This is a genomic window from Streptomyces sp. NPDC057280, assembly GCF_042668605.1.
Taxonomy (GTDB): domain Bacteria; phylum Actinomycetota; class Actinomycetes; order Streptomycetales; family Streptomycetaceae; genus Streptomyces.
This window is the reverse complement of record NZ_JBHUYR010000006.1, coordinates 295,576-308,115: the sequence shown is the minus strand read 5'-3', so window position 1 is coordinate 308,115 and position 12,540 is coordinate 295,576. Positions and strand designations below refer to the sequence as shown.

The following is a 12,540-nucleotide window of genomic DNA, read 5'->3' as shown; positions in this document are numbered from 1 at the left end:
CGTCACTGTCATGCTCATGCGAGCGTGGTGAAACATCGCAGGTGGCAGACGGGGAGAGAGGGGTGAATGGGATGCTCCGCTTTCATTTCACGCCTGAGGATCTGACCCGCCTCACCGTGGCGGCCGGGCCTCATCCGCTGTGGGAAGTCGCGGCCAGCCTGCACCGTTTCCAGACCCGCGACGGCCGCTGGGCGCACGCGCTCTGGTACCGCACCGCCCGTTCGACGCTCCACCGGAGCGGCCTGGACCGCACCGTCATGCCACTGCTCATGCCGCTCTTCCCCCGGGCCCGCTACTTCCCCGACTTCCTCACGCCGACCGAGGGCGTCGACGGTCTGGACGCCGCGCTGGAGAGCATCCTCGCGACCCCGCGCCAGCGGGTGACCGAGGAGGTGACGCGGCTCTGCGGGACGGTGGGCGGTCCGGCCTGGGCGCACCGGGTGGCCGAGCGGGAGACCCGGGGCGAGCTCGTGCACGCCCTGCGCGCCTACCACCGGGCCGTGATCGCCCCGTACGAGGAGGACATCCACGAGCGTCTGTACGCCGAGCGGACCCGGCACACCCGGACGCTGCTGCGCGCCGGGACCGAGGCCATGCTCGCCGGCCTGTCGCCCGCGATCCGCTGGCGCCACCCGACACTGGAGATCCCGGGCTATCCGCGGCGCCGCGACGTCCACCTCGACGGGCGCGGACTGCTGTTGATCCCCTCCTACTTCTGCTGGAACGCCCCCGTCGCCCTGGCGGACCCCGACCTGCCGCCCGTCCTGCTCTACCCCGTCCAGCACCTCCCGCCGACGGTCCCCCGTACCGCCGCCGCGCCCCTGAACGGCCTGCTCGGGCCCACCCGCGCCGCCGTCCTGCGCGCGGCCGCGATCGGGGCCACGACGACCGAGGCCGCCCGGCACGCCGGCGTCACCCCCACCACGGCCAGCCACCACACCGCGCTGCTCCGCGACGCCGGCCTCATCACCAGCCACCGGTACGCCAATACGGTCGTGCACACCCTGACCCCGCTCGGCGCGGCCCTGCTCAAACGAAACGAGCGCGGCGAGGAACGACTGCGACGCCTCCGGAAGACGGATCCCGTCGAGTCCGGCGGCGCGCCGCTCCCGGACCCCGTCGAGGCCGGCCGTGCACCCCTTCCGGGCGCGGTCGAGTCCCGCGGCGCGCCGCTTCCCTGACGTGCTGTCATCCGGCGGGCCGCGGAACGCACGCCGGCAGTTCCACCGCGACGCGGATCCCGCCCGTGGCGCGCGGGGTCAGGGTGAGCGTTCCGCCGTGCGCCTGCGTGATGGTCTTGATGATGGCCAGCCCCAGGCCGACGCCGGCATGGTCGGCGTGGACGCGCTCGGTGCCGCGCTGGAACGGTTCGGTGAGGGTCTCGGCCCGCTCCGGGGTGAGCCGCTCGCCGGTGTTCTCGACCGTGAGCACCGCCGTCTCGCCGCGGACACCGGTGCCGACCCGTACCGTGCCGTGTTCCGGGAGGTTGTGGACGATCGCGTTGTGGACCAGGTTCGTGGTCAGCTGGAGCAGCAGCGCCGGGGAGCCGCTCGTCAGGGCGAGGTCGGCGTCCGTCTCGATGGTCACCCCGTGCTTCTCCGCGAGGGGCAGCAGCGTTTCGGTGGCCTCCTCCGCGAGGAGGGACAGGTCGACGGGTTCGGGGACGAAGGACCGCTGGTTGGCGCGGCTGAGCAGGAGCAGCGCCTCGGTGAGGTCGATCGCCCGGGCGTTGACGGCGTGGAGGCGCTCGACGAGTTCGCCGGTGTCGGCGTGCGGGTCGTCGCGCGCCACGTCGAGCAGCGTCTTCGAGATCGCGAGCGGGGTGCGCAGCTCGTGCGAGGCGTTCGCCGCGAACCTCTGCTGCTCGGCGACGTGGGCCTCCAGCCGGGCGAGCATCGCGTCGAAGGCGTCGGCGAGTTCACGGAACTCGTCCCTGCGGCCCGGCAGCCGGATGCGGTGGGCCAGCGAGCCGTGGGTGGCCAGGCGGGTGGCGTCCGTGATCCGGGTCAGCGGGGCGAGCATCCGGCCGGCCAGGAGCCATCCGCCCACGAGCCCGAACACCAGCAGGAACGCCAGCACCGCCGCCGCCCGCGGGGCGAAGACCCCGAGGAGTGCGGACCGGATGGGAAACACTCCGTACGGCCGGTCGTCGGGGTTGTAGAGCATCGCCCGGTCGGGGACGTACCGGAGCAGGAACAGCCACACCGCCGCGAGCAGCAGGAGACCGGCGACCATGAGGAACCCGGCATAGCTGAGCGTGAGCTTGAGGCGGACACTCATCCCGGGCTGCCTATCCACGGTCCCCACCCGCGCCCCCGGCCCCCGGTTGCGTGTCGATGCGATAGCCGACGCCCGGCACGGTGGCGATGATCCACGGTTCACCGAGCCGCTTGCGCAGTGCCGACACGGTGATGCGCACGGCGTTGGTGAACGGGTCGGCGTTCTCGTCCCACGCCCGCTCCAGGAGTTCCTCGGCGCTGACGACCCCGCCCTCCGCGGCGACGAGGACCTCCAGCACGGCGAACTGCTTCCTGGTCAGCGCGATGAACCGGCCGTCCCGGTAGACCTCCCTGCGGAACGGGTCGAGGCGCAGCCCCGCGATCTCCCGCACCGGCGGTCGGCTGTGCGCCCGTCTGCGGTCCAGTGCCCTGAGCCGGAGGGCGAGTTCGCGCAGTTCGAAGGGTTTCGTGAGGTAGTCGTCCGCGCCGAGTTCGAAGCCGGAGGCCTTGTCGTCGAGCCGGTCGGCCGCGGTGAGCATGAGGATCGGCATCCCGCTGCCGGACGCGACGATGCGCTTGGCGACCTCGTCACCGGACGGCCCGGGGATGTCGCGGTCGAGGACGGCGATGTCGTAGGAGTTGACGCTCAGCAGCTCCAGCGCGGTGTCGCCGTCACCCGCGATGTCGGCCGCGATCGCCTCGAGACGCAGCCCGTCGCGGACGGCTTCTGCCAGATACGGTTCGTCCTCGACGATCAGCACACGCATGCACTCCAGGCTACGAGCCCCCACATATCGCCGGCATATCGAAAACCGCATACGGCCAGGCAACACCGCCCCGCCTTGACTGGTCGCATGACTCGAACGACCCCACGGACATGGGTGCGGGCCCACGCCCCGGAACGGCCCCAGGAGGACCCCGTACGGCGGGACGCCGGCCCCTCCGCCTGGCGAGCGGGCGTCCGCCGGGCGCTCCGCGGCGTCCTGCGGCCGGAACCCTGGAGGCGGGGCCCGGTCCTCGCGGCGCTGGCACTGCTGCTGGGCCTGGTCATGCTGCTGCACGCGTCGATCACGGACCGCGGGGGCCTGGGCAGCCTGGTGGAAACCTTCCTTCCGTGGTTCGGGCTGTTCGTCCCGCCGCTGCTCGTGGGGGCACTGTGGCGCCGCTCCGCCGCGGCCGTCGTGGCGCTGCTCCTGCCGACGACGGTGTGGCTGGGCCTCTTCGGGGTGCTGCTCACCGACAAGTCCCACGGCGCCGGCGATCTCACCCTTGTCAGCCACAACGTCGGCGCCGACAACCCCGACCCGGCGGGCACCGCCCGGGACCTGGCCGCGTCCGGGGCGGACGTGCTGGCCCTGGAGGAGCTGGCCGAGCCGGCCAAGGGCACGTACGAGAAGGAACTGGCGAAGACCTACCCCCACCACGCGGTGCTGGGCACGGTCGGACTGTGGAGCAGGCTGCCGCTGTCGGACACCCGGCCGGTCGACATCAAGCAGGACGCCGGACCGCTGGGCGCCACCAAATCGGTGGAAGAGAAGATGGGCTACCAACGGGCACTGCGCACCACCGTCGCCACGGACCACGGCCCGCTGACGGTGTACGTCGCCCACCTCGGCTCCGTACGCGTGATGCCCAGGGGCGGCTTCTGGACCGGTTCGCGGGACATGGGCGCGCGGGCGCTCGGCGAGGCCCTCGCCGCCGACCGCAGCGAGCGGATCGTCCTCCTCGGCGACCTGAACGGCACCACGGACGACCGCGCCCTCGACTCCGTCACCTCGCGGCTGCGTTCGGTCCAGGAGACGGCGGGGGGCGGCTTCGGCTTCACCTGGCCGGCGTCGTTCCCGGTGGCCCGGATCGACCAGATCCTGGTCAGGGGAGTGTCGTCCGAGAGCTCGTGGGTGCTGCCGGCGACGGGCAGTGACCATCTGCCGGTGGCGGCCGGAATCAGCTGGTGAACATCGTGTTCGTAGGGGAGGCCGGGGCGGCGTAGGGATCTTTGTGGGTTCTGCCGGTACGAGGGGCCGCCGCGAGGCGGGGAGACTGCGACGACCGGGACCCGAGACCGCGGAGGATCTCCATGCTCGACGGCTGTACGCCCTGGCCCGACGTGTTCGCCGAGCGCTACCGGGCGGCCGGGCACTGGCGTGGTCACACGCTGGACGACCTGTTGCGCGGCTGCGCCTTGCAGTACGGGCCCCGGACCGCGCTCGTGCAGGGCGACATCCGCCTCACCTACGCGCAGCTGAACCGGCGGGTCGAGCGCATGGCCGCCGGCTTCCGGCTGCGCGGCCTGCGGCCCGGCCAACGGGTTCTCGTGCAGTTGCCGAACGTGCCCGAACTCGTCGTCACGATCTTCGCGCTGATGCGCGCCGGCACGATCCCCGTGCTCTGCCCCGTCACGCACCGGGCGCCCCAGGTGGCCCATGCCGCCCGGGTCACCGAGGCCGCCGGTTATGTCGGTCCCTCGGTGCACGACGGCTTCGACCACCGGGCCATGGCCGCGGACATCGCCGCCCGATGGCCCTTCCTGCGGCGGGTGTTCACCTACGAGCCGGTCGGCACCGCCTCCCCGTACGGCGGCCTGGCGACGGATGCATCCGGCTGCCACTACTTCCCGCTGGGCTCCGTCGACGCCCCGTCCGACCGCCCCCTCGTGCGGAGCGCCGAGGAGGTGGCGTTCTTCCTGCTCGCCGCCGACACCACCGACACGCCCCGGCTCGTCCCTCGCACCCACGACGACTATGCCTGTCAGACGCGGGTGGGCGCCGAGACGGCAGGGCTCGCCGAGGGCGATGTGTATCTGGCGGCGCCGTCCGCCGAGTTCAGCCTCATGCTCGGCTGCCCCGGCATCATCGGCACCCTCATGGCCGGCGGTACGGTCGTCCAGGCCGCGGCCGGGACAGCGGCGGAATGCCTCGCCCTCATCGAACGGGAGCGGGTCACCCACGCCTCGCTCGCGCCCGCTGTCGCCCGGCACTGGCTCCGCGAACTCTCCTCAAGCGGCGCCGACTTGGGCAGCCTGCGGCTTCTTCAGCTGGGCGGTGCGTCCGCGGAGGGGGTGACGGCGGAAGAGCTGGAGGCCGCCTTCGCCTGCCGCGTACAGCGCGTCCACGCCATGCCGGAGGGGCTGCTCATCCTCACCCCGGCGTCCGAGCCGCACGGCCGCCCGCTCGCACCCGACGCCGAGATCCGGATCGTCGACGCCGAGGGCGAGGACGTACCCGAGGGCGAACCCGGTGAACTCCTGGTCCGCGGTCCGTACACGGTGCGCGGCTACTATCGGGCGCCCGATCTCGATGCCCGCTCCTTCGCCGACGACGGCTACTTCCGTACGGGTGTCGTGGTGCGCGATCACTCCGGAAGGGATGAAGGTCACAGAAGCGTATCGGGCATTTAACCCTTCAACCTTCACTAAAGAATCACAAGTTGGTTAGGTTGGTCGCTGCCCGCACGACTTCCTCCGCAAGGCAGGCCGTCTCGTGCGCTCTCGTACGGAAGGAGCCGTCCCATGTCGCCGGAACCCCTGCTCTCGCAGTCCTCAGGTGGCGCGTCGACAGACGGGGTCGAGGCGCCGAGCCGTGACGAGGTCCGCCGACGGATCAACAGCCTTTACGACAGGGCCGAGAGCGACACGGGAACCTTCAACGCGACCCGCGCGGCGGCGATTCCTCGGCAACGGGGTGCGGCGGCCCGAGGGGGCTCCCAGGAGGCCGCGGAACCGGCGCTCAGGGATCTGACCCGCCAGTGGTTCGACGTGGCCCGGGCCAAGCTGGGGCCGACCGTGCCGGCGACCCAGCCGCAGGGGCGCGGCCCGGACCGCCCCGAGCGTCCCAGTCGCCCGGCCCGCGCGCCGCAGCCCGCCCGCCCCGTGCAGCGCCCTGCCGAGCCCCTCGCCCTCGATGCGCCCACGCCTGCCGCCGGAGCGCCGTCAGCGCTGACCGCCATGTCGTCTCCGGCGCAATCCGCCAGGCCTGTGGCGGAGTTGACCGCCGGCTCTGTCCCGGAGCTCATGGCCGGACCTGCCCCGGAGCCCGGCGCATGGCCCGCCCGGGAGCTGACGGCCGGGCCTGTCGCGGAGCGCACTGCGTGGCCCACCGCTGAGCCGGTGGCCGGGCCTGTCGCGGAGCGCACTGCGTGGCCCACCGCTGAGCCGGTGGCCGGGCCTGTCGCGGAGCGCACCGCGTGGCCCGTTCCGGAGTCGGCGGCTGGACCTGTCGCGGAGCGCACCGCGTGGCCCGTTCCGGAGTCGGCGGCTGGACCTGTCGCGGAGCGCACCGCATGGCCCGTTCCGGAGCCGAGCGCCGCGCTCGCCCCGAAGCTGCCGGTGGCGTCCGTGCCGCCGTGGAACGCCGGGCCTGCTCCCGACTGGAACGTCGGGGGCGCGCCGGAGCCCGCCCCTGGAACCGTCGCGGAGTGGAACGCCGGACCCGCTCCCGACCTGGCCGCCGAGCCCGCCGCGCCCTTCCCGCCGGTCGGGGCCGTCGCGGCCTTCGGGACCCGGTCGGAGGAGGACGTCTGGCGCACCGGCCCGCTGCCGGTCCTCGGCGGCAACCGGGCGCAGTGGCCACTGCCCGAGCCCACCGCGTTCGCCACCCCGGAGCCTGCCGCGACGACACCGCCGACCGCTCAGGATACCCTTGCCGGTTCCTACGACGCGGGTCCCCCCGTGACCGTGGCCATGCCCTACGGCGCCGCACCGGCGACCGGCCCGATCGCCCCGTATCTCACCGGTGTGCCCACGGATCCGACCGCCCCCTACGCCACCGACTGGCCGACCGGCACGACCACGGCGACCTATGGCGCCGGACTGCCGTCGGTCACCGCGCCGCCGGTCACCGATCCTGCGGTCGCTGAACCGCCGGTCGCCGCGCCGCTGGTCGCCGCGCCTCCGGTCACCCAGCCGCCGGTCACGGAAGCGCCGGTGGCGCAACTACCGGTCGCCGAACCGCCTCAACCGCCGGTCACGCACCTGCCGGTCGCCGAACCGCCGGTCACCGCACCGGCGTTCACCGGCGCGGTCGGTGCGGGGCACACCACGAAGGCCGACCGCGTGATCGCCTTCGCCCGTGCGCAGATCGGCCGCCCCTGCGTGTGGGGAGCGGCCGGACCGGGGTCCTTCGACGCGCCCGGTCTCTCCCAGGCCGCCTGGAAGATGGCCGGGGTGACGCTCCCGCGCACCGCTCAGGAACAGGCCGGGGTCGGCACACCGGTCGCCCTCGCCGAAGTGGAGGTGGGGGACCTGGTCTTCTTCCACGACGACCTCGGCCACGTCGGCATCTGGACCGGCAACGGCTTGATGATCCACGCCCCGGGTCCGGGAGCGGCCGTCCGTGAGGAGTCGGTGTTCTTCGCCGGTCAGTCGGCGATCAAGGGGGCGATCCGCCCGGCCTGACACATCTTGCCCCGTGGTGTGTCGCGGCTTCTCAAACCTCTCATGAATCACAGTTGAACATTTTGTGATCTCTGGGTGCACAACCATGCGAGGTCCTCCCGGGTCGAACTGGTGACCAACGGTGATACAGCCGTGCACAAGTTCCGTGGGGGGAACCTTGTCGATGATGGTGCGTCAGTTGTGTGGTGCTCTGAGGGTGCGCGGGACGACTGACCTGTTTCTTGCTCTGTTGCTGGCGGCGGGTTTCGTCGCGCTGCCGGTGTTCGCTCTGCTGCCGTGGCTGGGGGGCTTCGCGGTGGCGTCCGTGGTGAGCTATGTCGCGGACGAGGCGCTGCATGTCCGCTCGCCGGGGTTCGTGCGCCGGCTGGCGACGCTTCAGCTGGACCGCACGCTGCGGTTCGCCGTCCGGACGGTGATGCTGCTGGCCCTGGCCGAGCGGATGGACGCGCCGGACGCGATGCTGGTGGCCGCGCTCGCCGTCTTCAGCGTCCACTTCGCGCTGGTGATGCTGTACACCGCCCTGCATCACGCGGTACGGCGGCGCCGGGTGCTGCCGCTGGTGGTGCGCAACCTGGACATGAGTGGGCTGCCTCTCCCGCAGCAGCCGCCGGCCCTGCTGTTCCGGCGCTTTCTGCGCAAGCTCCTGCACCTCGACCTCCTGGCCCACGCGGGCTTCCTGGTGGCGCTGGCCACCGGGACCTGGGCCTGGGCGTACGCGGGCTTCGCGCTGACCGTCGGCATCACCGCGCTGGCGGTGCTCGCGCTGGCGGTGCAGTACCTGAGGGCGCGTCACATGCCGTCGAAGGAAGACGTGTTCGGCGAGGTCAACCGTCAACTGGCCGCGTACGGGCCCGAGGTGGCGCTCTACTTCAGCTTCGCCGCGGTGTCGCGGGACTTCATGTACCAGGTGAACATGTGGATCGAGACGTTGGAGCGGCTCGATCGGCGTCCGCTGATCATCCTGCGCGAACGGGCCTCCTTCCGCCACCTCAGCCGCACCCGGCTGCCCGTCCTGTGCGTGCCCAAGGCCGACGATCTGGCGGAGCTGGACCTGTCCGGCGTACGCGTCGTCCTCTACCCGGGCAACGCCGGCAAGAACGTGCACATGCTGCGCATCGCCGAGGCCAAGCACGTCTTCATCGGGCACGGCGACAGCGACAAGCTGGCCAGCAGCAACCGGGTCAGCAAGGTCTACGACGAGATCTGGGTGGCCGGGCGGGCCGGGCGCGACCGGTACCGCCGGGTGCGGCACGCCATCAGCGACGCGGCCATCGTCGAGGTCGGCCGGCCGCAGCTGGCGCCGATCCGGCTCCACGCCGACCGCCTCCCCGGCCCTCGTCCGGTCGTCATGTACGCCCCCACCTGGGAGGGGTGGAGCGACGACGACTGCCACACCTCCCTCATCCCGATGGGCACACGGCTGATCGAGAAGCTCCTGGCCGAGGACGTACGGATCATCTACAAGCCGCACCCGCTCACCGGCAAGCGCTCGGCCGAGGCGGCGGAAGCCGACCGGACCATCCGTGAGCTGCTGCACGCCGACAACGAACGCCGGCAGGCCGTCCGGTCGCAGTCCGAGCTCGCCGCCGTCCGCCCTCGGCTGACGGAGATCCGGTCCCGGCTGGACGAGTTGGCCGGACGGCACAAGGGCGACGACGCCCAGCAGACCCGGGAGGCGCGGCTGCCCGAGCACGACGACGCGGCCGAATGGCACACCCTGCACGCCGAGTGGCACCGCCTGTTCTGGGAGAGCCACGGCACGAGCGGCCACCACGTCATCCTGGAGCAACTGCCCACGCTGTACGAGTGCTTCAACCAGGCCGACATCCTCGTCAGCGACGTCTCCTCGGTGGTCGCCGACTTCGTCGCCAGCCTCAAGCCGTACGTCCTGACCAACGCCCACGACCTGCCCGACGAGGAGTTCCGGGCCGCCTACACCACGGCCGGGGGCGCCTATCTCCTCGACCGTGACTGCACCCGACTGCCGGAGATCCTCGGCTCGGTGCGCACACCGGCGAACGACCCGATGGCACCGTACCGCCGCACCTTGAAGGAGTACGTCCTGGGCCCGGACCACCCGAGCTCCATGGAGCGCTTCAACGCGGCGGTCAACGCCCTGGCCGACAAGGGCGCGGCCGAACTGGCCGAGGACCGCCTGCTCCTGGAGCAGACCGACCTCGTCGGATGACCCCGGCAACCCGCCCTCCCCGAGCCGGCGAGGGCGGGTGGCGGTCGCCGACAGGTTGCCGACAGGAGCGTCGCATAGCCTCTGGTACGGAGTCGTCGGAGCTCGTCCGGGGAGGCATCGGTGTTCGGAAGGGGCGCGCGGCTGTGTGCGGGCGCGATGATCGTGGTCTGCGTGCTGCTGCTCGGCCCCAGCGCGCCGGGCGATGCCCTCGTCGGCAGACCGCTGCCGGCCGGTGCCGCCGGCGAGGTGGTGCCGAACCGGGTGATGACCTGGAATCTCTGCAACCCCTGCGAGAAGAGCAACGTCGACCGGGCGGCGGAGATCGCCACCTACGCGCCGCAGGTGATCGGGCTGCAGGAGGCCTGCACCGGTGACGTGAAGCGGATCCGGGACCTTCTGGAGAGCCTGTACGGGCTGGTGTACCACGTCGAGTACGGGGCGGTGCTGCAGAACTGGGGCCGCTGCGGGGGAGTGCCGTGGAGTCCGGGGGGCTTCGGTCAGGCGCTGCTGTCGGCGGCGCCGATGACCGACCGCGTCCTGGTGGAGTATCCCGACGGCGGTTCCGAGGACCGCGGGTACCTGGCGGTCACCACCACGGTGAACGGCCGGAAGGTCCGGGTCTTCAACACCCATCTCGCCCAGCGGCAGCAGGAATCGGTGCGCGTCGGTCAGGTACGGGTGCTCGCGGCGGCGGTCGCCGAGTACGACCGCGCGATCGTGATCGGCGACTTCAACGCCACGCCGGAATCCCCCGAACTCGCCCCGATGTGGACCCTGGCCGCGGACACCGACCCCCAGTGCCTCCCCCAGGCCTCCGGCAGCTGCGACACGACCACCGACTGGTACAGCAAGTTCGACTACGTCTTCCTGCGAGGCATCGCCTCGCTCCGGCATCAGGTGCACCCCACCGCGTACTCGGACCACGACCTGCTCCAGGCCGACGTGGAGCTGACCTAGGGCGCTCGGGATGCCCGGGGTGCCCGCCCCGACGGCTCGATCGAGGCGGGCTCGGGCTCACTTCAGGTGCCGGGTGAAGAACTGGGCGGCGGCGTCCGCCGCGTACTGCGGGACACCGGTGTGGCCGCCCATGTTGGCGTGCAGCGACTTCTCCTTGGAGGCGAAGGCGTCGAACAGGTCCAGGGCCGCCTGCCGGTCGTTGCCCTCGTCGTCCCACTGCAGCAGGACGTGCACCGGAACGGTGACCTGGCGGGCCTCCTCGACGATCGCCCGGGGCACGAAGCTCCCGGCGAAGAGAGCGGCGGCCACGATGCGCGGCTCGACGGCCGCGAGGCGGACGCCGATGGAGATGATCCCGCCCGAGTACCCGACCGGGCCGCCGATCTCGGGCAGCGCCAGGAGGGCGTCCAAGGCGGCCCGCCATTCCGGGACCGCGGCGTCGACGAGGGGGAGGACGAGGGGGTCGATGATCTCCGGGCCGACCGGTTCGCCGGCTTGCATCGCCCGGCGCAGCTCGGCGCGGGCCTGTTCGAGGGCGGGCCACAGGGGCCGGTCACCGCTCCCGGGCAGCTCGATGGTGGCCGCTGCGAAGCCGTCGGCGGCGGCGTGCCGGGCCCGCGCCACCAACCGGGGGTACATCGTGTGCAGTCCGATCGGAGGGTGGCCGAGCAGGATGAGCGGCGACGGTGCGGCCGCGGAGGACGGCGTCCAGAGGAAGCCGGGGATCTCGCCGAGGGTGAATCCGCGTTCGATGACGCCGTCGTCGAGACGCTGTTCGGAAGTGAAGCGAAGGGCCATGGTGCTGCCTTTCGGGAGTGCGCTGGAAACGGCGCTCCCGGACGACCTACCGCCCGACCGTGACCCCGGAGGAGAGCACCCACGTCGATACGTTCACGGGTACCACCTCCTCGTTCTCTCGCACGGCCTCCGGAACGCTAGCAGCGGCCGCAGAGCTGTGCCAACGGGTTTTCCGCGAGCGGCTCCGTGACCCATCGCCACGGAGCCGCTCGCCGGAACAGCACTTCGTGCACTCAGACCCTGCCCGCGGCGAACGCTGCCGCCGCGTCGGCGTTCGCGGTGTAGCCCAGATGCGCCGCCACGTCGGTCCCGCCGCTCTGGCAGATGGGGTCGCCCGTGGCGCAGAAGTCGATCGTGCGGCTTTGGTAGACGCCGGTGACGCTCTTGCCGAGGGCCCGGATCGGATTGCCGAACAGCAGCACCGCGGCGACCCTCGGCTCGACCGCGGCGGGCAGGGTGGCGACGATGGGGCTGCCGACCACCGCGCCGGCGCTGCTGATGCCGATGGAGTTGTCGACGACGTTCGCCCCCTGCGAATAGCCGACGAGAACGAAACGCTGGCCCGGGCAGGCGGCGGCCTGCTGACTGACGTGATTCACCAGATCCGTGTTGCCCTGCGCGGCCGAGGTCGGTGAGAGGTCGGCCGGGTAGTTCACCTTGTAGCTGGAGAGGGTTTTTCCGGTGATTCTCCGCTGCAGCGCGGAATACACGGGGTCGCCGACGATGAAGCCGAGCGTGCCCGGCTCGAAGGTGCCGCGGGCCGCGACGACGTCGACATCCGTGCAGGCCGCGGCGGACGCCGCGGGCGTGGCGAGGGTGACGACGCCGGCCCCGCCGACGAGCGAGAGCGCGGCCAAGCACAAACGGATACGCATGAAATCCTCCGCGGTGGGGGCGCGGGAAGCGCCTGCGAAAGGGACTTCGTCAACGTATTCGCGCTGCTTGAAAGGGTGTTATGAACGCGATGATGGAACTGCCGCGGTTTT

At 72.0% G+C, this 12,540-nt stretch carries 10 protein-coding genes; 6 read left to right on the top strand and 4 right to left on the bottom strand.

The window, feature by feature from the left end; all coding sequences use genetic code 11:
- Positions 1–71 precede the first annotated feature (71 nt).
- Positions 72–1,181: a DUF5937 family protein gene (locus ACFUO4_RS31425; protein WP_383491206.1), complete on the top strand. Its 1,110-nt coding sequence runs from the start codon at positions 72–74 to the stop codon at positions 1,179–1,181.
- A 7-nt stretch (positions 1,182–1,188) separates the two neighbouring features.
- On the opposite strand, the gene ACFUO4_RS31420 is transcribed toward ACFUO4_RS31425, so the two are convergent.
- Positions 1,189–2,280, bottom strand: coding sequence for a sensor histidine kinase (locus ACFUO4_RS31420; protein ID WP_383491205.1), 1,092 nt, complete (start codon positions 2,278–2,280; stop codon positions 1,189–1,191).
- Positions 2,281–2,290: 10 nt separating this feature from the next.
- Positions 2,291–2,986 carry a response regulator transcription factor gene (locus ACFUO4_RS31415; RefSeq protein ID WP_383491203.1) on the bottom strand — a complete coding sequence of 232 codons (696 nt, stop codon included), beginning with the start codon at positions 2,984–2,986 and terminating at the stop codon, positions 2,291–2,293.
- A gap of 87 nt (positions 2,987–3,073) precedes the next feature.
- Between ACFUO4_RS31415 and ACFUO4_RS31410 the strand changes: the two genes are divergently transcribed.
- From ACFUO4_RS31410 to ACFUO4_RS31390, 5 genes are all read left to right on the top strand, one after another.
- Positions 3,074–4,174: an endonuclease/exonuclease/phosphatase family protein gene (locus tag ACFUO4_RS31410; RefSeq protein WP_383491201.1), complete on the top strand. Its 1,101-nt coding sequence runs from the start codon at positions 3,074–3,076 to the stop codon at positions 4,172–4,174.
- 122 nt (positions 4,175–4,296) lie between these two features.
- Complete coding sequence (locus tag ACFUO4_RS31405; protein WP_383491199.1) at positions 4,297–5,616, top strand: AMP-binding protein; 1,320 nt, start codon at positions 4,297–4,299, stop codon at positions 5,614–5,616.
- 111 nt (positions 5,617–5,727) lie between these two features.
- Positions 5,728–7,611, top strand: a complete 1,884-nt coding sequence (locus ACFUO4_RS31400; protein WP_383491197.1) for an NlpC/P60 family protein — start codon at positions 5,728–5,730, stop codon at positions 7,609–7,611.
- A gap of 196 nt (positions 7,612–7,807) precedes the next feature.
- Positions 7,808–9,799 carry a hypothetical protein gene (locus ACFUO4_RS31395; RefSeq protein WP_383491195.1) on the top strand — a complete coding sequence of 664 codons (1,992 nt, stop codon included), beginning with the start codon at positions 7,808–7,810 and terminating at the stop codon, positions 9,797–9,799.
- A 156-nt stretch (positions 9,800–9,955) separates the two neighbouring features.
- Complete coding sequence (locus tag ACFUO4_RS31390; RefSeq protein WP_383491589.1) at positions 9,956–10,756, top strand: endonuclease/exonuclease/phosphatase family protein; 801 nt, start codon at positions 9,956–9,958, stop codon at positions 10,754–10,756.
- Positions 10,757–10,813: 57 nt separating this feature from the next.
- On the opposite strand, the gene ACFUO4_RS31385 is transcribed toward ACFUO4_RS31390, so the two are convergent.
- A complete protein-coding gene (locus ACFUO4_RS31385) occupies positions 10,814–11,554 on the bottom strand; it encodes an alpha/beta hydrolase (RefSeq protein ID WP_383491193.1) in 741 nt (246 codons plus the stop codon).
- A gap of 233 nt (positions 11,555–11,787) precedes the next feature.
- The gene (locus ACFUO4_RS31380) at positions 11,788–12,429 is read right to left on the bottom strand and encodes a cutinase family protein (protein WP_383491191.1); all 642 of its coding nucleotides are present in this window, start codon (positions 12,427–12,429) and stop codon (positions 11,788–11,790) included.
- Positions 12,430–12,540: the final 111 nt, after the last annotated feature.

Bases quoted from the DNA above. Each gene is read 5' to 3' on its own strand.
- ACFUO4_RS31385 (WP_383491193.1), bottom strand. From the start codon at position 11,554: ATGGCCCTTCGCTTCACTTCCGAACAGCGTCTCGACGACGGCGTCATC.
- ACFUO4_RS31410 (WP_383491201.1), top strand. From the start codon at position 3,074: ATGACTCGAACGACCCCACGGACATGGGTGCGGGCCCACGCCCCGGAA.
- ACFUO4_RS31400 (WP_383491197.1), top strand. From the start codon at position 5,728: ATGTCGCCGGAACCCCTGCTCTCGCAGTCCTCAGGTGGCGCGTCGACA.
- ACFUO4_RS31415 (WP_383491203.1), bottom strand. From the start codon at position 2,986: ATGCGTGTGCTGATCGTCGAGGACGAACCGTATCTGGCAGAAGCCGTC.
- ACFUO4_RS31425 (WP_383491206.1), top strand. From the start codon at position 72: ATGCTCCGCTTTCATTTCACGCCTGAGGATCTGACCCGCCTCACCGTG.
- ACFUO4_RS31405 (WP_383491199.1), top strand. From the start codon at position 4,297: ATGCTCGACGGCTGTACGCCCTGGCCCGACGTGTTCGCCGAGCGCTAC.
- ACFUO4_RS31390 (WP_383491589.1), top strand. From the start codon at position 9,956: ATGATCGTGGTCTGCGTGCTGCTGCTCGGCCCCAGCGCGCCGGGCGAT.
- ACFUO4_RS31380 (WP_383491191.1), bottom strand. From the start codon at position 12,429: ATGCGTATCCGTTTGTGCTTGGCCGCGCTCTCGCTCGTCGGCGGGGCC.
- ACFUO4_RS31420 (WP_383491205.1), bottom strand. From the start codon at position 2,280: ATGAGTGTCCGCCTCAAGCTCACGCTCAGCTATGCCGGGTTCCTCATG.